Below are 18,775 nucleotides of genomic sequence, written 5' to 3' on the forward strand. Positions count from 1 at the left end.
CAGTTACCGGTCGTCACGTCAATATGGAGGAGTCATGAAGGCGGCGGAAACCGGGCGCGCGGCGGTCGCCGAGCGACTACTCACGTCCTCAGTGCGCACCAGCTACGACCCCACCGTCGAGATCGACTGGGACGCCCCGCACACCCCCGGCGCCTACTGGCTCCCGCCACAGCGCAGCAGCCTCTACGGCACGCCGCTGTGGGAGCAGCTCAGCGAGGAGCAGCGCGTCGAGCTCACCAAGCACGAGGTGGCCAGCGCGGCCAGCGCCGGGCTGTGGTTCGAGACGATCCTCATGCAGATGCTGATCCGCGAGTACTACCGTGCGGACCCGACCAGCCGGCAGGCCCAGTACGCGTTGACCGAAGTCGCCGACGAGTGTCGGCACTCCATCATGTTCGGCCGGCTGATCGAGGCGACGGGTTGTCCGGTGTACCGCGCGAGCAGCATCGACCACCACCTCGGGCGCTTTCTCAAGGCCACTGCCAGCGGCCCTCGCATGTACGCGGCGATCCTCATCGCGGAGGAGATCCTCGACGCGTTCCAGCGCGAGATCATGGGGGACGAGTCGCTCCAGCCGCTCATCCGGATGGTCTCCCGCATCCACGTCGTGGAGGAGGCGCGACACGTCCGGTTCGCCCGCGAGGAACTGGCCGCCGCGGTCGCGGCCACCGGCCCGGTGGGCATGGCGTACGCCCGACTGTTGGTGGGTCGCGCCGCCTACACGATCGCCAACCGCCTGGTCCATCCCGACGTGTACGCGGCGGTGGGCATTGCACCGGCGGCCGGTCGTGCCGCCGCCCGCGCCAACCCGCACTGGCGTGCCACCCTGCGCTGGTCGGCGGCGCGGGTGCACGACAACCTGGCGGGCGTTGGCCTGGTGGCTGGGCCGGGGCGTCTGCTGTGGGCCCGAGCCGGGCTCATCTGACCCTTGTCGCTCAGTTCAGGCGACGCTGTCAGGCCCGCTCGACCCGCGCCTGCCGGTGATCGGTCAGCCGTAGCCCCACCCCGCGGACGACATCGATGGTGGCGCCGGTGCCCAGGTCGTGCAGCTTGCGGCGCAGCCGCTTCACCAGCGACTGCACGTCCGCCTTGCGCTCGCGCCCCTCGTCACCCCAGACCGAGCGGTGTAGCTCGGCGTAGCTCCAGACCCGGGCCGGCTCGGTGATCAGGCAGGTCAGCAGGTCGTGTTCCAGGCGGGTGAGGTCGATCTCACGTTCTCCGCAGCGGGCGCTGGAGCGGGCTGAGTCGATCACCAGGGCGGCGACCGACGCCGGTTCGGACGCGGCGGCGACCTGCTGCGGAGCGGCGATCAGCCGGCGCAGCTCGTCGAGGTCGGCGACCAGCAGCAGCGGTGCGATGCCGTCGAGAAGCTCCGCGAGCCGGATGCGCTCGGCCGGCGACGGGGTCACCGCGATCAGCAGTGGGAACGGCTCGTCGGCCGGACCACCCCTGTTCACCGTTGCCTCGTCCTCGGCCACCGCACCACCCGGGATCGATGGGCATCCCTGCCCAACTCTCGTCACGGTCCTGACAATGATTGGCAAGCGCGCCGCAAGCCAGGGCAACTCTTAGCGACAAGTTGCTCACGGCAAGTTCTTGATCGTCCGTTCTTCTCGATCATAGTGTCCACTCGGGCAACCGGCGTGACCCGCGCGGTGCATGGGGAGGTCCACCATGGCCCATTTACACCCTGGGTCGTTCTGAGGGAGGCAGCACCTATGTTCAGACGTCCACAATGGCGGCGCGCAGCCAGATCACTGGTGAGCGCCGGTGCGGCGACGATCCTCGCCGCGACATGCTTGGCCACCATCGGCTCGGGCGCGCAGGCCGCGCCGGGTGGCGCGATGGGGGCGGGCGCGCCGACCGGGGAGAAGATCCGACCGGAACTCGCCAAACAGCTCCAGGCCAAGAGTGAAGGGGACTTCTGGATCCGGTTCAAGGACCGGGCGGACCTGAGCAAGGCCAGCGCCATCAAGGACTGGTCGAAGCGGGGGACCGCGGTGGCGGACGCGCTGCGCCAGACCGCCGCGGCGAGCCAGGGCAAGATTCGGGCCGACCTCGACAGCTCGGGCACCAAGTACCAGACCTTCTGGGCCACCAACGCCATCAAGGTGAACAGCGGTTCGCTGGCGATGGCCCAGAAGTTCGCCGGGCACTCGGAGGTCGAGGGCCTCTACGCGCCCGTCGCGTACAAGGTGCCGGAGACGACCAAGGGCACCGACGAGAAGACCGTGAACGCCCTGGAGTGGGGCATCGCCAACATCAACGCCGACGACGTCTGGTCCCAGTACGGCGTCAAGGGCGAGGGCATCACCATCGCGAACATCGACACCGGGGTGCAGTTCAACCACCCGGCGCTGGTGAACTCCTACCGCGGCAACAACGGCGACGGAACGTTCGACCACAACTACAACTGGTTCAACGCCGCAAACGCCACCGGAGCCTGCGCGACCGCCCCCTGCGACGGCGACGGCCACGGTACGCACACGATGGGCACCATGGCCGGCTCCGACGGCGCGAACCAGATCGGTGTCGCCCCCGGGGTCAAATGGATCGCGGCGAACGGTTGCTGCCCCAGTGACGCCGCTCTTGTCGAATCCGGTCAGTGGATGCTCGAGCCGCTGGACCTCAACGGTCAGAACGCGGACGCGAGCAAGCGACCGAACATCATCAACAACTCGTGGGGCACCCGGGACCCGTCCAACGAGCCGTTCATGGAGGACGTGACGGACGCCTGGACCGCGTCCGGGATCTTCGGCACCTGGTCCAACGGCAACAGCGGGCCGGCCTGCCAGACCAGTGGCTCGCCGGGCAGCCTCGTCAGCAACTACTCGACCGGCGCGTACGACGTCAACAACAACATCGCCGGCTTCTCCTCCCGCGGCGCCGGTCAGAACGGCGAGATCAAGCCCAACATCTCGGCACCGGGCGTGAACGTCCGGTCGAGCATCCCGGGCAACGCCTACGGCAGCATCAGCGGCACCTCGATGGCCGCACCGCACCTCGCGGGCGCGATCGCGCTGCTGTACTCGGCGGCACCGTCGCTGGTCGGCGACGTCAACGCGACCCGCGCGCTGCTCAACGGCGCCGCGATCGACAAGGCCGACGACCAGTGCGGTGGCACCGCCGCGGACAACAACGTCTACGGCGAAGGCCGACTCGACGCCCTCGCGCTGCTCAACGCCGCCCCCACCGGCGACATCGGCACGCTGGCCGGCACCGTCACCGACGCGACCTCCGGCGCCCCGATCGCCGGCGCGACGGTGACGCTCACCGGCCCGTCCGCGCGTGAGCTGACCACCGGCGCGGACGGCACGTTCTCGACCCAACTCCCCACCGGCGACTACCAGGTCGCCGTCGCGGCGTTCGGCTACGGCAGCACCACCAGGACGGCAACCGTTGCCAAGGGCGCCACCACGACGCTCAACGTCGCCCTCACGGCGGTGCCGAGTGTCAACGTCACCGGAGCGGTCACCGACGGCTCCGGTCACGGCTGGCCGTTGTACGCGAAGGTGACAGTGACGGGGGTGTCAGGTGTCTACGACTACACCACCCCGTCGAACGGCCGCTACAGCATCAAGCTGCCGGCCGGGCAGACGTACACCCTGAAGTACGAGTCGCAGTACCCGGGCTACCAGACCGTCACCAAGGAGGTCGTGGTCGGCTCGGGCAACGCCACCGCCAACGTCGCCGTGCCGGTGGACAGCAGCGTCTGCACCACCGCGCCCGGATACACGACAGGCTCCGACGGTGAGTACGAGACCTTCGACGCCACGACCACGCCGGCCGGCTGGACCGTCGTCGACAACGCGGGCAGCGGTCAGGTCTGGAAGTTCACCGACGACGGCGACCGGGGCAACCTGACCGGCGGCACCGGCAACTTCGCGATGGTCGACAGCGACGCCTACGGAGCGGGCACCAGCCAGGACACCTCACTGGTCAGCCCGGTGGTCGACCTGACCAGCGTCACGGCCCCGGTCATCCGGTTCAACCAGGACTTCAACCAGCTCAACGACGACACCGCCGACGTCGACCTGAGCATCGACGGCGGTGCCACCTGGACCAACGTGCTCCGGCAGGAGACCGACGTCCGGGGACCGAAGCTGACCGAGATCCCGATCCCCCAGGCGGCCGGTAAGGCGCAGGTGCAGGTCCGGTTCCACTACTACGACGCCTCGTACGAGTGGTGGTGGGAGGTCGACAACGTCCTGATCGGCAGCCAGGTCACGTGCGTGCCGCTCGACGGCGGTCTGGTCGTCGGCAACGTCCGCGACAAGAACGACGACAGCTACGTCAACGGCGCGACCGTCACCAGCAAGGACCGGCCCGCCGAGAAGGCCGTCACCGTGGCGACCCCGGACGACCCGGGGCTGGCCGACGGCTTCTACTGGATGTACTCGTCGCTCACCGGCGAGCACCCGTTCACGGCGACCGCCGGCAACTACGTCAGCCAGACCAAGACTGTCGACGTCGAGGCCGACTGGGCGACCACGGCGAACTTCCAACTGGCGGCCGGTCGACTGTCGGTGACTCCGACGCAGCTGAGCGCGACGCTCCAGATGCCCGGCGGCAAGACCAGCAAGTCGTTCACGGTGACCAACACCGGCGGCGCGCCGGTCGAGGTCAAGTTCGGTGAGCGGGACAACGGATTCGAGTTGCTGCGGGCGGACGGCTCCACTGTCACCCGGCAGCAGGTGCTCGGGTCCGGCGGCGCGCCGGAGCAGCGGCTCACTGTACCGACGTCGTTCGCCGCCAAGGCGTCCGGCAAGGAGGCCAAGGCCGCTGCCGCGGCGGTCGGCCCGCAGGCGGCGCCGTGGACCGACATCGCCAACTACCCGGCCACGATCATGGACAACCGGGTGGTGAACCTGGACGGCAAGGTGTACTCGCTCGGTGGCGGCGACGGTGAGGCCTCCACCACCAAGAACTACGCCTACGACCCGGCCGCGCAGACCTGGACGGCTGTCGCCGACCTTCCCGGCGCGCGCAACGCAGTGACCGCTGGCGTGGTGAACGGCAAGATCATTGTCACGGGTGGTTGGGCCGACGCCGGCCCGGACTCCGCCACCTGGTCGTACGACCCGGGAGCCAACACCTGGACCGAGCTGGCCGACAACCCGGCGCCGCGGGCTGCGGCCGGTCAGGCCGTCGTCGACGGCAAGCTGTACGCGGTCGGCGGCTGCACGACGGCGGCCTGCCTGCCGATGTCGAACAGCGTCGTCCGGTACGACCCGACCAGTGACACCTGGGAGACGATGGCCAACTACCCGAAGTCGGTGGCCTTCGCCTCCTGCGGCGGGATCGACGGCGTCGTCTACTGCACCGGCGGCAACGACGGTTCCGCCGCGCAGAAGTCCAGCTACGCCTTCGACCCGGGTGCCAACACGTGGACCGCCATCGCCGACGCGCCGGCCGACAACTGGGCCAGCTCGTACGCCGTCGCCAGTGGCAAGCTCCTCGTCGTCGGTGGTTCGCAGGGTGGGGCCATCAGCAACGCCGGCTTCGCCTTCGACCCGGCCACCGGTTCGTGGTCCAACCTGCCGAACGCCAACACCGCGCGCTACCGCGGCGGCGCGGCCTGCGGCTTCTACAAGATCGGTGGCTCGTCCGGCAGCTTCAACGCGGCTCCGGACAGCGAGGTGCTCCCGGGCTTCGAGGGATGCTCCGAGTCGGCGGCCGACGTCAGCTGGATGACCATCGACAAGTCGGCGGTCACCCTCGCACCGGGTGCGAAGGTCACTGTCACCGTCGGTCTGACGGCGAACGTGGACCAGCCGGGCACCTACTCCGGCGCGGTGGCGATCTCCGAGAACACCCCGTACTCGGTGCCGCCGGTGGCGGTGACCATGACCGCGAACCCCCCGAAGACCTGGGGCAAGCTCATGGGTACGGTCACCGGCACCAGCTGCCAGGGTGCGACCTCGCCGCTGACCGGCGCGGTCGTGCAGGTCGACTCGTGGGCGGCGTCGTACACCTTCGCCACCGATGCCGAGGGCAAGTACGCCTACTGGGTGGACCGCCGTAACAACCCGCTCACGATGATCGTGGCCAAGGACGGCTGGAAGCCGCAGACCCGTCAGACGAGGATCGACACCGCCACTCCGACGGTGGAGAACTTCGGCCTGGCGCCCATCAGGTGCTGACGCCTGAGCACTAGCCGAAATAGTCCGGCCCGCCTGGTCCTCGACCAGGCGGGCCGGACCGCGTCCGGGGGATCAGACGGGGGCGAGCCGGAAGCCGACGCCGCGCACCGAGTGGATCGTCGCCGCGGCGTTGAGCCGGGCGAGCTTGCCGCGCACCCGGCGGACCACCGAGTGCATGTCCGAGCCCCGGCCGAGGTGCCGGTTGCCCCAGACCTCAAGGTGCAGACGCTCGTAGGTCCAGACCTGACCGGGCGCGTGCACCAGGCAGAGCAGCACGTCGTGTTCCAATCGGGTCAGGTCGATCTCCTGGTCGCGCCAGCGCAGCACCCGGCGGTCGGAGTCGACGGCCAGGTCCGGTGGCGGTGGGCTCGGCGCCACCTCGGCGAGCGCCGCCCTGGTCGGGGGAGCCGGGGCGGGAGGCGCCTCGACCACCCCGAGGAACTCTCGTGCCTGGTCGACGGTCGAGACGATCAGGAAGGCATCACTGCCGCCGAGCAGCCGGGCCAGCTGTCGCCGCTCGGCCGGCGAGGAGGCGATGCCGATGACCAGGCTGGCGACTGGAATTTCCTGCATTTGCCAACACCTTCCGGTTCCCCAACTCACTCCGGATGGATTTTTCGCACCGCCGGCCGAGACATCGATCGGCGTCCTGACCCTAGTGGTGGCTGATCTCGGCTGGGTAAAACATAGTTGCATGGAAGCATGTGAATCCCGCCGCGCCGTCCCGGCCGCCCTGGCCCACCGCCGACGATCCGCTTTCCGGAAGCGGTCGGGGTGGTTGTGACAGAACCAAGACAATTCGAGTACGGGGTACGGACCTGCCGGGGCGAGCATTGTCGCCATGTCCATCGGATCGTCGTACTCCGTCGGGCGGCCGACGCCCGGCCCGGCGCGACCGCTGCCCCACGCCCGCGCGGCGGTGCCGATGGGGCTCCGACTGCTCGCTGCGGCGCTGTGCGGTCTGGTCGCCCTGGCACTCACCGCCGCCGTCTTCGTGCGGACGTACCCCGGGCAGTGGCTGGACGGGGTGCTCGTGCCGCGCGCCGAGCGGGGCGGAGGGTACGAACAGCAGACCGTACTGGTGGGCCCGGCCAGGAGCGTGCTGGCCACCTTCGGCGACCCGGCCCTGCTCGCGGCCCTGCTCGGCGTGGTGCTGCTGGTGGGTGTGCTCCGCCGACGGCTGGTGGCCGGGGTCGTCGGCGTGGGCATTGTCGTCTGCGCGGTGCTGGTGGCCGGAGCGGTGAAGTCGGCGCTGCCTCGCCCGGATCTGCAGATCGGAAGCTCCACCACCCACAACAGCTTCCCCAGTGGCCATGTCGCGGCGGCGACCGCCCTGCTGCTGGCGTTCATGCTGGTCCTGCCCGGGTGGGGCCGACGGTGGCTGGCGGTGCCGGGCGCGGCGGGGGTCTCGGTGATCGGCTCCGCCACGATGATCGCGGGCTGGCACCGGTTCAGCGACGTGCTCGGTGGCGTACTCCTGGGGGTGACCCTGTTCTGCCTGGCCGCGGCCGCGTTGGCGGCCTGGCCCGGCGATCGCGACGCGGCCGGCGGTTCGGACGGTGGCAGCCTCTGGCGCAGGCTGACCGAGACGGCGGCCGGGCTGGTCGTGCTGGTCTGGGCGCTGGTGGTGGTCGTGCCCGGTCTGGCGGCGTCGGTGCAGCGCGGCGTGCTGATCGCCATCGTGGCCGCGGCCGCGTCGACGATGTTCCTGGTGGGCGCTGTGGTGTTCCTGGTGCGGTCGTCGGATTTCGCGGTGCCGGTTCCCTCGAGGAGCCTTGAGCAGCCGCCGCCGTCGACGGAAACCCGAAACAACTCATGATGGGATACTTGACGACATGTCCCAGGTGCTGTTGATCGAAGACCACCAGACGGTGCGCGACGGACTGCAGTTGGCGCTGACCCGACAGGGCCACACAGTGCATGCCGTGGAGACCGGTGAGCAGGGGTTGGAGCGGCTGCGCACGGCCCAGTCCGACGTCGTGGTCCTCGATCTCATGCTGCCCGGGATGGACGGGTTCGAGGTCTGCCGCCGGATTCGGCAGCTCGGTGACCTGCCGATCATCATGCTCACGGCCCGCAACGACGACATGGACGTGGTGGCCGGCCTGGAGGCCGGCGCGGACGACTACGTGGTCAAGCCCGTGCAGGCCCGGGTCCTCGAGGCGCGCATCCGCGCGGTGCTGCGACGGACCGGTGGCGAGTCGCGGCGCGGCGGTGACCGGGCCGGCCTGGAGCAACACGGCGCGTTGACCATCGACCGGGCCGCGCTGGTGGTCAGCAAGGACGGGGCGCCGGTCAGCCTCGCCCCGACGGAGCTGCGGCTGCTGCTCGAACTCTCGCACACGCCGGGTCAGGTGCTCAGCCGCCAGCAGCTGCTGGAGGCCGTGTGGGAGCACGGGTATCTCGGTGACTCGCGACTCGTCGACGCGTGCGTCCAGCGGGTACGCGCCAAGATCGAGGCCGATTCGTCGGCGCCGGTCTTCATCCAGACCGTGCGTGGTTTCGGATACCGGTTCGGGCCACTGTGACGTTCTGGCGCTCGGTCGCCGCCCAGGTCTCCGGCCTACGGGTCCGGCTGCTCCTGGCGTTCGGGTTGCTGGGGGTCACCACCACGGCAGTCGTGGCCAGCGGCAGCTACTTCCAGGCCCGGACCGTCATCCTCCAACAGGCGCAGGACGCCGCGGTGACGTCACTGACCGACCAGCTCACGAAGGTCTATCCGATCGCCCAGCTTCCGCCGACCCAGGACGAGCTGAACCTGTTGGCCCAGCGACTCTCCGACCGCGAGGGGTTCGCTGTCGTCGTCTACCGGGACATGCGGGCACAGGGCTCTCCGACCCCCGCCCCGCTCACCCCCGAGCTGCGGCAGGAGGTCGGCGACGGCCACATCGCCTGGCAGCGCGTCTCGCTGGACGGGCAGCCGTGGCTGCTCATCGGCACCCAACTGAGGCTCGACCGACCCGACGGCGCGTCCCGACCGTCCGGGCTGGAGGTCTACTCGGTGCGCAATCTCGTGCCCGAGCAGCAGAGCATCGACCGGCTCGCCACCAGGGCGTGGCGGACCGGCGGGTTGTCCCTGCTCCTCGCCGTCCTGCTGGCGTTGCTGTCCGCCCGCGGCGTCCTGCGACCCGTCCGCGAACTGGGCCGGGCGGCCCGCCGCCTCGGTGAGGGCGACCTGACCACCCGGCTGACGGTCCGGGGGGTCGACGAGCTGGCCGACGTGGCGCGGACCTTCAACGACACCGCCGGCACGCTGGAGCGGCAGGTCGGTGAGCTGCGGCGGATGGAATCCGATGCCCGCCGCTTCGTGGCCGACGTCTCGCACGAACTCCGTACGCCGCTGGCCGCCATGACGGCGGTCACCGACGTGCTCGACGAGGAGGCCGAACACCTGCCCGGGGACGCGGGCCGGGCCGCCCGGCTGGTCAGCCAGGAGACGCAGAACCTCACCCAACTGGTCAACGACCTGATCGAGATCAGCAGGTTCGACTCCGGTACGGCACGGCTCGCCCTCGACGACGTGGACGTGGCCGCGGCGGTGACCGCGACTCTGCGGATCCGCGGCTGGGCCGACCGGGTACGCGCGGACCTGCCGCCCGCAGTGGTGGCCCGGCTCGATCCCCGCCGGCTGGACGTCATCGTCGCCAACCTGGTCGGCAACGCCTTCCGGCACGGTGCCGAGCCGGTGTCCGTACGCCTGAGCGCCGACCCGGACTGGGTCACCATCGAGGTGGCCGACCAGGGGCCGGGACTGGACCCGGAGGTGTTGCCACACGTCTTCGACCGCTTCTACAAGGCCGACACCGCGCGAACCCGCTCCGAGGGCAGCGGCCTCGGCCTCGCCATCTCCTGGGAGAACGCGCGGCTGCACCGCCACGGCGAGCGACGGGGGACTCTCGTCGCCGGCAACGGCCCGGGCGGCGGCGCGGTCTTCACGCTCCGGCTGCCCCGCGAGACGACGGACGCCGGAGGTGCCCGGTGACCGGCCGGCGGACCGGCCGCCGGCTGCTCGCCGGCGGACTGCTGCTCGGCACGCTGCTGACAGCGGGTTGTGGGGTACGCCCCAGCGCCGTCATCACCGGTCGTCCCGCTGTCAGCGGCCCGGGGCAGGGCGTCGGGCTCTACCTGGTCGCGCAGGGCGAACTCGTGCTGGTCCTCCGCAGCGTCAACGCAGGTGCCTCACCGAGCGAGGCGCTTGCCCTGCTCGCCGCCGGCCCGCAGCAGAACGAACGCAGCCAGGGCCTGACCAGCGACGTGCCAACCGGGTTGACCCCGGTCGTCGAGGTGACGCCCGGGGCCGGTCAAATCGGTGCCCTCACGGTGCGAATCACCGGGACGGCGCGGGCGTTGGCGCCAACGGCGAGCGACCAGATCATCTGCACAGTGGCCGACGCCGCCGCCCAGAATGGCCTGGTGGGAAGTTCGGCCCCGGTCACCATCGTCGGGTCCGACGGTGCCCAACCAGCCCGCCGCTGTCCCGCCAGGTGACCGGGCACCGACCACCGCCTCACACCAGGTCGACCGCTCGGGCCTGCCGGGGCAACCCGCTGTGCTGGCCGTGGTCCTGGTCGGCCAGCGCGCCCGCGATCAGGATGTCGATCAGGGCGGCGAACCCGATGCCGGCCTGCTGCCAGATCTGCGGGAACTGTGACGCGGCGGTGAAACCGGGGAAGGTGTTGACCTCGTTGACGATGGGCTCCGACGACCCCTCGGTGGGCAGGAAGAAGTCGACCCGCAGCAGCCCGCGGCAGTCGAGGGCCTGGAAGGCGCGGATCGCGCGGTCCTGCAGCACCTCGGTGGTCGTCGCGTCGAGCGGGGCGGGAATCTGGAAGATCGCCCCGCCGTCGTACTTCGCGTCGTAGTCGAAGAAGCCGGCGCCGGTCACCCGGATCTCCAGCGGCGGACCGGCCTGCACCCGGCCGTCCGGGTGTTGGAGGACGGCCACGTCGATCTCGCGCCCCCGCGCACCCTGCTCGATGAGCACCTTCGGGTCGACCTGGCGGGCCTGCTCCAGCGCGGCGGGAACCCCCGCCCAGTCGTTCACCTTGACGACGCCCAGGCTCGACCCGGCCCGGGCCGGCTTCACGAAGACCGGCAGCTCCAGCCGACGCTGGTCCTCGGGCGACAGGTCCTCGCCGGCGCGCAGTGTCACCCCCGGGCTGACCCGCAGGCCCTCCGCCGCGAGGAGCCGCTTGGTGACCCCCTTGTCCATGCCGGCGGCGCTGGCGAACACGCCGTTGCCGACGTACGGCACACCGAGCCATTCCAGCAGCGACGACACGGTGCCGTCCTCGCCGTACGGGCCGTGCAGGGCCGGGAACACCACATCCTGGGCGCGCAGGACACGCAACGCCGCAGGCAGAGGCGTCGGTCGGCCGTCGACATGCCACCCGCCGTCACGGTCGATGAGCACCTCGGTCACCTGGTACCGCTCACGGTCCAGGTGGGCGAGGATGCTCGCCGCCGAGCGGCAGGACACCTCGTGCTCGCCGCTCTGCCCGCCGTACAGCACTGCCAGTCGGGTTGTCATGAATTCGGTGCCCTTCCGTGGAGGTGCTCGCGGGCCACCCGGGCCCCGATGCCGGTCAAGATCTCGTGCGGGTTGGTGTCGGCCCAACGGGCCCACTCGACGACCGTCGGCGGGCTCTGGTCACCCTCGCCGGGGCCGAACACCACGACCGGGTCGCCGATCGCCACGGGAAGATCCCCGGCGTCGACCACGCACTGGTCCATGGCGATGCGCCCGACGATCGGGCATCGCCGACCGGCGAGCCACACCGAGGCGTGGCCACCCGCAGCCCGGGGCAGCCCGTCGGCGTAGCCGAGTGGCAGCAGCGCCAGCGTGGTCGGTGCGCCGGTCACGTGCTCCGGCCCGTAGGAGACGCCCGTGCCGGCCGGCACCCGCTTGACGTTGACGACGCTCGTCCGCACTGTCATCGCGGCGTGCAGCCCGAACTCGCCCGGACCGCTCGCGCCGAACGGGTCCACGCCGTAGAGGGCGATCCCGATCCGGCAGAGGTCGAAGCGGGTCCGTGGTGCGGAGAGCGCAGCCGCCGAGTTGGCCAGGTGGACGAGGTCGGGGTCCAGACCAGCCGACCGCGCGGTCCGCAGCGCCTCCTCGAAGATCGCCACCTGCCGGTTGAGCGCCGGGGCGCCCGGCACATCGGCGTCGGCGAGGTGGGACCACACCCCGCGCACCCGGATCCCGCCCTCCCGTTCGTACTTGCGGGCCCAACCGACCAACTCGGGCCAGTCGTCCCCGGCGGCCCCGTTGCGGGACAACCCGGTATCCGCCTTGAGCTGCACCATCGCCGGTACGCCGAACAGACGGGCCGCGTCGGCGACGGCGTGCAGATGCGTCGTCGTGGACACGCCGACGTCGACGCCATCCTTGATCAACATACCGAAGTCGTCATTCGGGCCGTGCAGCCAGCTCAACGTGGGCGCTGTCACACCCGCCGCGCGGAGGGTCAGCGCCTCGGCCGCCGAGGTCACCCCCAGCCAGGCGGCACCGGCACGCAGCGCGGCCCGGGCCACCTGCACCGCGCCGTGGCCGAACCCGTCGGCCTTCACCACGGCCATCAGCCCGGTGCCGGTGACCGACGCGATCGTCCGCACGTTTGTGGCGATCGCGTCCAGGTCGACCAGGGCTTCGGCGAGGGCGTTCATCCGGCCACCTCCACCCGGCGCTGGCCGGGGAGCGCGAACAGCCAGCCCGCGCGAACCGCCAGCAGCCCGCGGTGGACGGCCAGGCTCAGGCCGATCACCAGCCCGCTCAGCAGAATCGGATAACCGAGCACGATCAGGCCCTGAGCAGACCCAGTCAGCCCGGAAACCGGTACGAGCAACAGCCGGTGCAGCAGGGCCAGGACCGGCATGTGCATGACGTAGATCGGCAGCGTGATGCGGCCGAGCTTAGCCAGCGGTTTGCTGAGCGCCGACCACCGGGCCAGCCGGGCAGCGGCGGTTATGCCGAAGATCACTGCCACCCCGGAGACCATCGTCCATACCCCGAACCACTGCTGGGCACCGGTCATCGCCATCGCGGCGAGCGCCAGCACATAGGCGCCCGAGGTCAGCAACAGCCGGCGGCGGCTGGCGGTGCCGGCCCACTGCTGGATCTGCGCCCGAAGGTGCAGGCCGACGAGGAAGAAGACCAGGTTCTGGTAGAGACCGGCGCGGTTGCCCGGCGTGTCGAGCAGGCCGGCGGCGGTGACGGCGGAGAGCGCGGCGGCGGGGGCCAGGACCAGCGCCCGGGGCAGACGACGGGTCGCCTTGGCGATCGTGAAGTACAGCGCCAGCGCGTACAGGTACCAGAGGTTGGACGGCGTGACGGTGAGCTGCTCCAGCAGGCCGAGGGCCGAGGTGGCGCGGTCGGTCGGCAGTTCCGGCGCGGCGGCGAGGACCACGGTGTGGATCAGCAGCCAGACCACGTACAGGTAGAGGAACCCGGCGATCCGGCTGCGGGCGACGACCCGCCACGGCCGCTGGGCGGCGTTCGCCGCGAAGACGCCCGAGATGGTGAAGAACAGCGGCATCCGCAGCGGAAGGAACTGCTCACCCAGCGTTCCCCAGAAGCCCGGCACCGGTGCGCCGACGTGCCAGTCGATCTGGAGGTAGTCCTTCACGACGACGTGCCACAGCACGACGAGGATGATGCAGACGCCCTTCGCGGCATCGGCCCACTGCGCCCGGTGTGCTCCGGCTGCGGGCGCGGAGGCAGGGGCGGGTCCGGTCCGTTGGCGGTGGCGGAACCGGACGTGCGTCGCGTCGGGCTCGAGTTCGGCGGGCCGGGACTCGGTCAGCTGTTGGATCACCCACCGAAAACTGCCAGCCGGATATCCGCACGTGATCCGCGAATTGTCATGATCCGGTAATGGACGCCGCCGGACCTGGTTCGTGGGCAGCTCCGAGCCGCCCCCGGCGGACGCCGGGGGCACTAGGCTCGTTGCGGAGGTGCCGAACATGAAGCTCGGGCTGCACTACTGGAACTACTCGACCCCGGCCGATCCGGCTGCGATCGCACCGACCCTGGCCCAGACGGCGGCCACCGCCGAGCAGGCCGGCGTCGCGTCGTTCACGGTGATGGACCACTTCTTCCAGATGGACGCGGTGTTCGCGGCCGAGGAGCCGATGCTGGAGGCGTACACCACGCTGGGCTACGTCGCTGCGACGACTCAGCGGATGACGCTGGGCGTGCTGGTCACCGGTGTGATGTACCGCTACCCGGGGTTGCTCGCCAAGACCGTGACGACCCTCGACGTGCTGTCCGGCGGCCGGGCCCGACTCGGGATCGGTGCCTCCTGGTACGAGCGGGAGCAGCTCGGGCTGGGCGTGCCGGTCGTGCCGGTGGCCGAACGGTTCGAGCGGTTGGAGGAGACGCTGCGCATCTGCCGTCAGATGTGGAGTGCCGACGACGGCCCGTTCAACGGGAAGCACTACCAGCTCGCCGAGACCATCAACTCGCCGCAGCCGTTGAGCCGCCCGCACCCGCCCATCATGATCGGTGGTGGGGGCGAGAAGAAGACCCTGCTGCTCGTGGCCCGGTACGCCGACGCCTGCAACCTGTTTGGCCGTGGCGGCACCGACGACGTCGCGCGCAAGCTGGATGTGCTGCGCGGGCACTGCGCCGCCGAGGGCCGCGACTACGACACCATCGAGAAGACGGTGGTCGCCTCGCAGGCGCCGCTGGACGACACCGACGCGTTTCTCGCCGAGGTGTCCGAGTACGCCGCGCTCGGGGTGAGCGAGGTGCAGGTGACGCCGGATCGGCACCCGGTGGAGTTCGCCCAGCGGCTCGGCGACGAGGTGCTGCCCCGGTTGGCCGACATCGGCTGATTCCGCTACGACGCTGCGGGCGCCAACTCTGAACAGGATTATCGGTGGGCCCGGTTTGGGGCCTCGTAGCCACTGCTGAGACGTACAGTGTGGACGGTGTGGATTGAAGAGCATCTAACCACGGTCCCGGACGTGACTGATGTCGTACTTGATCTATCCAATGTTGTGCGGGAGCGTGGGCTCTGCAGTGAACGAAAAGCCGACCTGCGTCGCCTGCCAGCCTTGATCAACGGTCTCAAGGTCTACCTGCAGGACGAGACCGTTCGGGTGTACACCGTGACCGACTGGTCGCTGTGGCGCCGGGAGGACCTGCTGCCGCAGGCCGACAGGCGCACCCTGAAGCGCTGGATTGATCTCGGCTGGGTCGAGGCCCGCGACGGGGCGGACGATCGCGTCCTTGAGATCGCTGATGTCACCGGCGCCAGGATTGTCAGCCACGACACCTTCAAGGGCAGGCATCGGGCTTTTCCCTGGATCCCGGGCAGCTCCGACCGCTTCCTCGGCATGGAGCCCGACGGCGAGGGCGTCCGGGTCGTCGCGCGGGAGATCCCGATCTACCCCGAGCGTGTGCTGTCCAGCGCCGAGGAGCAGGATCTGCTGCGGGAGGCGGGGCTGTACGACCGGGAACGCCAGCTGCGGCGCGCGCCTCTGTCCCGTGCCTGGTTGTGCCCCGAGCCGGAGTGCCCGCTGTTCAGCGCCGAGCGTGCCGATGGTCAACCGCTTCCGGTGTACCGCAACGGTCGGGTGTGCTGCCCGACGCACCGGCAGGCGATGGCCGACCTCGGCCCGCTCGTACGCCCGTTGCAGATCAAGGTATCTGTGGACCGTAAAGTGGTCGATCGTTTTCAGGTGCCGCCGGGAGAGCCGGTGATCGTCGGCCGGGAGTTGCTTCAGCGCGTGCCTCCGGCGCTCCTGGAGTGGATCAGCCGGCGACACGCCGAGATCCGCTGGGACGGCCAGGCGCTGACGATCGCCGATCTGCGCAGCAGCCACGGTGTGCGCGTCAAAGGCCGCCGGCTCACGCCCGGCCGGCCGGAGCGGTGGAACTTCCGCGACGCGGTCGCCCTGCATGACCGGGTCAAGCTGGTGGTCAGCGGCCGACACTACGTCTTTGACGTCGGGCCGTCATCGCCTGCCGAGCCGCCCGCTGTGGCGTTCGACGCGCAGACTCGCCAGCACCGGGATCAGCGGTGACCGTCCGGCGGCTGGATGATCGCTACACCCTTGGTGAGCGCATCGGCGCCGGCGGCTTCGGGCAGGTGTTCCTGGCCCGGGACACGAAAATGGACCGGGACGTCGCGATCAAGGTGGTCAAGGATGAGGGAGAGCCGGCTCACCTTGCCCGGTTGCTGCGCGAAGCGAAGGTGCTCGCCGGGATCCGACACCCCAACATCGTCTACATTCTCGACGTCGGTGACGACTACATCGTCATGGAACGGCTCACCGGTCCGGATCTGCTGACGTTCGTGAGGCCGCGGCTGCCGCTCCCGGTGGACGAGGCGGCCAGCTACGGGGTCGCGCTGGCCGGCGCTTTGACGGTTCTGCACGACCGGGCGGACCCGATCGTGCATCGCGACCTCAAGCTGGAGAACATCATGCTGGACGGTGAGCGCGGCCGTCAGCAGGTCAAGCTCGTCGATTTCGGGCTCGCCGCCGCCCCGAACTTGACCCGGGTGACCCAGATCGGTGTGGTGGTCGGCACGCCCGGTTACATGGCGCCGGAGCGGCGCAACGGACTCCCCAGCGGTCCGCCCTCCGATGTCTACGCGCTCGGCGTCATCCTGCACGTGCTGCTCAGCGGGTCGATGCCGGTCGCGGCGGACCCGGCCTCCGGACGGGCCGCCCGATCGCTCGCGCAGCTGCGGCCGGCGCTGCCGCCCGGCCTGGCGGACCTCGTCGATCGCATGCTCGCCGCTGACCCGGCCGTGCGACCCGGCGCGGCGGAGGTCCGTGACGCCCTGGCCGGTGTCGGCGGGGCGCGCGTCGCGGCGGAGGCCGTCGCCTCCCGGCTGGCCGGCCAGTTCACCGAGATCCAGGTCCAGTTCGGTCAGGGACGCGAGGCGTTGGCGGCCTTCGCGCTGGTACGGCTGCTTGCCCGGGCCGGGGTGGAGCTGGGGCCCGACCATTCGCTGGTGCGTCGGATCAGGGCGTATGCCGAGCTCAGGCGAACTCCGTAGTGGCCCACAGCGTCGCCGACGCGGTGTCCCCCGCGGTGAAGCCGCCACTGATGTTCTTGATGGTGGCGTAGCCCACCAGGCCCTTCTCGGTCTGGAAGCAGAAAATCGAGTTCTTCTGGACCACGACACGGGTGGTCCCGGCCGTCGCGATTTGGTCATGGCAGGTCCGGGGCGACGGCTGGGTGCCCGCGAGCAGGTTCGCGACGCTGGTCTCGTATCCGCCGCGGCTCCCGAGGATCGTGGACTCCACGTCGTCGGTGAGGCCGAGTTTCAGATCGACCACGCCGGCGGTCGGGTCCACGGTGGGAGGGATACGGTCCATGTCGATGCCATCGCCGTTGATCCGGATGACCCCCGTCCACCGGACCTCGTCCGCTGTCGCAGACGGGGACGCAGGCGCAGACGGGGACGGAGATGGCGGGCTGGACGCCGCCGCTGTGCTGCTGACCTGAGCCGCCGGCGTTGATGACGAGCCGGCCAGCCCTCCGGGGTCCCTTCCACTGTCGGTTGGGTCGGCGAGCAGTTTGACCGTGACCAGGATCGCCGCCGTCAACACCACGGCTGTGGTTCCGGCGGCGATCAGCCACCGCCGGACGCTGGCCCGGCGAGGCTGGACCTCAGCCGGCGGTGCGGGTTGGGCCGCGATGCGAGCCAGCTCCGCCGTACGTGCGGCGATGTCGGCCGTCAACGCCGGAGGCAACCAGCCCTCGGCCGGCCTGGGCGTGCCGGCGCATTCGGCGATCACCTCTGCGGTGGTCGGCCGAGCGGTGGGGTCGACCGACAGGCACCGCTCGATCAGGCCTCGCAGCTCCTGCGGGCAGCCGGTCAGGTCCGCCTCGCCGTTGGTGATCCGCAGGAGTTGGCTGGTAAGCGTCCCGTCACCGTAGGCCGACCGGCCGGTCGAGGCAAAGTACGCGATCGCGCCGAGGGCGAAGACGTCGGAGGCTGGCACGGCCTCCTGACCGAGCGCGACCTCCGGAGCCATGAAGCCGGGCGTGCCGACGGGTGTGCGCGTCATGAGGCTTCTGGCGATGTCTGTCGCGCGGGCGACGCCGAAGTCGATGACCGTCGGGCCGTTGGCGGCGAGGATGACATTGCCCGGCGAGAGGTCCCGGTGGATGACATCGCAGGAGTGGATGTTTTGCAGCGCGGAGGCGACCGTGGCGATCAGCGTCTGCGCGGTTGCCAGCGGCAGGGGGCCATGCGCGCGAACGGCGTCCAGCAGCGTCGGCCCGATCACGTATGCCGTCGCCAGCCACGGCACGGGTGCGTCCGAGCCGGCTTCCAGCAGCGGCGCCGTGTACCGGCCGGACACTTCCTGGGCCGCCCGTACCTCTTGCGCGAACCTGGCTCGGAAGGCCGGATCGTCGGCGTACTCCGGGCGTATCACCTTGATGGCCAGCGGGCGTCCTCCCGGCGCGAAGCTGAGGTAGACCTCGCCCATGCCGCCGGCACCGAGCCGGGCGCGCAGGCGATACCCGCCGATCTCCCGCGGATCGCGACTGTTCAAAGGGGACAACACAGGCTTCAGCGTAAGGCAATGCCGCCTCTCGGGTCGGCCGGAGCTGGCGACGACGAGGGCTGCCCTCCCGGCGAAGCGGAGGGCAGCCCTCGTCA

Annotated in this window: 15 protein-coding genes; 9 read left to right on the forward strand and 6 right to left on the reverse strand. The window is 70.5% G+C overall.

Annotated features, from left to right (window positions below):
• Positions 1 to 34 precede the first annotated feature (34 nt).
• Complete coding sequence (locus ABZU74_RS20100) at positions 35 to 925, forward strand: diiron oxygenase (protein WP_355425867.1); 891 nt, start codon at positions 35 to 37, stop codon at positions 923 to 925.
• 28 nt (positions 926 to 953) lie between these two features.
• Here ABZU74_RS20100 and ABZU74_RS20105 read toward each other — a convergent pair whose 3' ends face one another.
• Positions 954 to 1,478 (reverse strand): winged helix-turn-helix domain-containing protein, encoded by a 525-nt coding sequence (locus ABZU74_RS20105; protein ID WP_355425870.1) that lies wholly within the window; start codon positions 1,476 to 1,478, stop codon positions 954 to 956.
• A 282-nt stretch (positions 1,479 to 1,760) separates the two neighbouring features.
• Here ABZU74_RS20105 and ABZU74_RS20110 point away from each other — a divergent pair, with 282 nt between their 5' ends.
• Positions 1,761 to 6,143: a S8 family serine peptidase gene (locus ABZU74_RS20110; protein WP_355425873.1), complete on the forward strand. Its 4,383-nt coding sequence runs from the start codon at positions 1,761 to 1,763 to the stop codon at positions 6,141 to 6,143.
• A 72-nt stretch (positions 6,144 to 6,215) separates the two neighbouring features.
• Here the strand turns inward: ABZU74_RS20110 and ABZU74_RS20115 are convergent, their stop codons facing one another.
• Entirely contained in the window at positions 6,216 to 6,716 is a 501-nt protein-coding gene (locus ABZU74_RS20115; RefSeq protein WP_355425875.1) for a winged helix-turn-helix domain-containing protein, read from the reverse strand.
• Between the two features lie 268 nt (positions 6,717 to 6,984).
• Here ABZU74_RS20115 and ABZU74_RS20120 point away from each other — a divergent pair, with 268 nt between their 5' ends.
• From ABZU74_RS20120 to ABZU74_RS20135, 4 genes are read left to right on the forward strand one after another with little or no spacing between them, the layout of a single operon-like run.
• Positions 6,985 to 7,962 (forward strand): phosphatase PAP2 family protein, encoded by a 978-nt coding sequence (locus tag ABZU74_RS20120; RefSeq protein WP_355425878.1) that lies wholly within the window; start codon positions 6,985 to 6,987, stop codon positions 7,960 to 7,962.
• A 16-nt stretch (positions 7,963 to 7,978) separates the two neighbouring features.
• A complete protein-coding gene (locus ABZU74_RS20125; RefSeq protein WP_355425881.1) occupies positions 7,979 to 8,671 on the forward strand; it encodes a response regulator transcription factor in 693 nt (230 codons plus the stop codon).
• Positions 8,668 to 10,125: an ATP-binding protein gene (locus ABZU74_RS20130; protein WP_355425884.1), complete on the forward strand. Its 1,458-nt coding sequence runs from the start codon at positions 8,668 to 8,670 to the stop codon at positions 10,123 to 10,125. The genes ABZU74_RS20125 and ABZU74_RS20130 overlap by 4 nt, the downstream gene beginning before the upstream one ends.
• Positions 10,122 to 10,631, forward strand: coding sequence for a hypothetical protein (locus tag ABZU74_RS20135; protein ID WP_355425887.1), 510 nt, complete (start codon positions 10,122 to 10,124; stop codon positions 10,629 to 10,631). The genes ABZU74_RS20130 and ABZU74_RS20135 overlap by 4 nt, the downstream gene beginning before the upstream one ends.
• Before the next feature lie 19 nt (positions 10,632 to 10,650).
• On the opposite strand, the gene ABZU74_RS20140 is transcribed toward ABZU74_RS20135, so the two are convergent.
• Genes ABZU74_RS20140 through ABZU74_RS20150 form a run of 3 tightly spaced genes read right to left on the reverse strand, consistent with a single transcriptional unit; the run spans position 10,651 to position 13,960 of the window.
• A complete protein-coding gene (locus ABZU74_RS20140) occupies positions 10,651 to 11,673 on the reverse strand; it encodes a D-alanine--D-alanine ligase family protein (protein WP_355425890.1) in 1,023 nt (340 codons plus the stop codon).
• Positions 11,670 to 12,812, reverse strand: coding sequence for an alanine racemase (gene alr / locus ABZU74_RS20145; RefSeq protein ID WP_355425893.1), 1,143 nt, complete (start codon positions 12,810 to 12,812; stop codon positions 11,670 to 11,672). Before alr ends, ABZU74_RS20140 begins: the two co-directional genes overlap by 4 nt.
• Complete coding sequence (locus ABZU74_RS20150; protein ID WP_355425896.1) at positions 12,809 to 13,960, reverse strand: acyltransferase; 1,152 nt, start codon at positions 13,958 to 13,960, stop codon at positions 12,809 to 12,811. The genes alr and ABZU74_RS20150 overlap by 4 nt, the downstream gene beginning before the upstream one ends.
• A 148-nt stretch (positions 13,961 to 14,108) precedes the next feature.
• Here ABZU74_RS20150 and ABZU74_RS20155 point away from each other — a divergent pair, with 148 nt between their 5' ends.
• The 3 genes from ABZU74_RS20155 (at position 14,109) to ABZU74_RS20165 (ending at position 17,158) form a co-directional block, all read left to right on the forward strand.
• Positions 14,109 to 14,981, forward strand: coding sequence for an LLM class F420-dependent oxidoreductase (locus tag ABZU74_RS20155; RefSeq protein ID WP_355425899.1), 873 nt, complete (start codon positions 14,109 to 14,111; stop codon positions 14,979 to 14,981).
• Positions 14,982 to 15,077: 96 nt separating this feature from the next.
• Positions 15,078 to 16,175 (forward strand): FHA domain-containing protein, encoded by a 1,098-nt coding sequence (locus ABZU74_RS20160; protein ID WP_355425902.1) that lies wholly within the window; start codon positions 15,078 to 15,080, stop codon positions 16,173 to 16,175.
• Positions 16,172 to 17,158, forward strand: a complete 987-nt coding sequence (locus tag ABZU74_RS20165; RefSeq protein WP_355425904.1) for a serine/threonine-protein kinase — start codon at positions 16,172 to 16,174, stop codon at positions 17,156 to 17,158. The genes ABZU74_RS20160 and ABZU74_RS20165 overlap by 4 nt, the downstream gene beginning before the upstream one ends.
• Here ABZU74_RS20165 and ABZU74_RS20170 read toward each other — a convergent pair.
• Positions 17,142 to 18,680 (reverse strand): serine/threonine-protein kinase, encoded by a 1,539-nt coding sequence (locus tag ABZU74_RS20170; protein ID WP_355425907.1) that lies wholly within the window; start codon positions 18,678 to 18,680, stop codon positions 17,142 to 17,144. The two genes, ABZU74_RS20165 and ABZU74_RS20170, sit on opposite strands and share 17 nt — an antisense overlap.
• Between the last annotated feature and the right edge of the window lie 95 nt (positions 18,681 to 18,775).

The organism is Micromonospora sp. NPDC005171, from assembly GCF_040608575.1.
In the GTDB taxonomy this organism is placed as follows: domain Bacteria; phylum Actinomycetota; class Actinomycetes; order Mycobacteriales; family Micromonosporaceae; genus Micromonospora.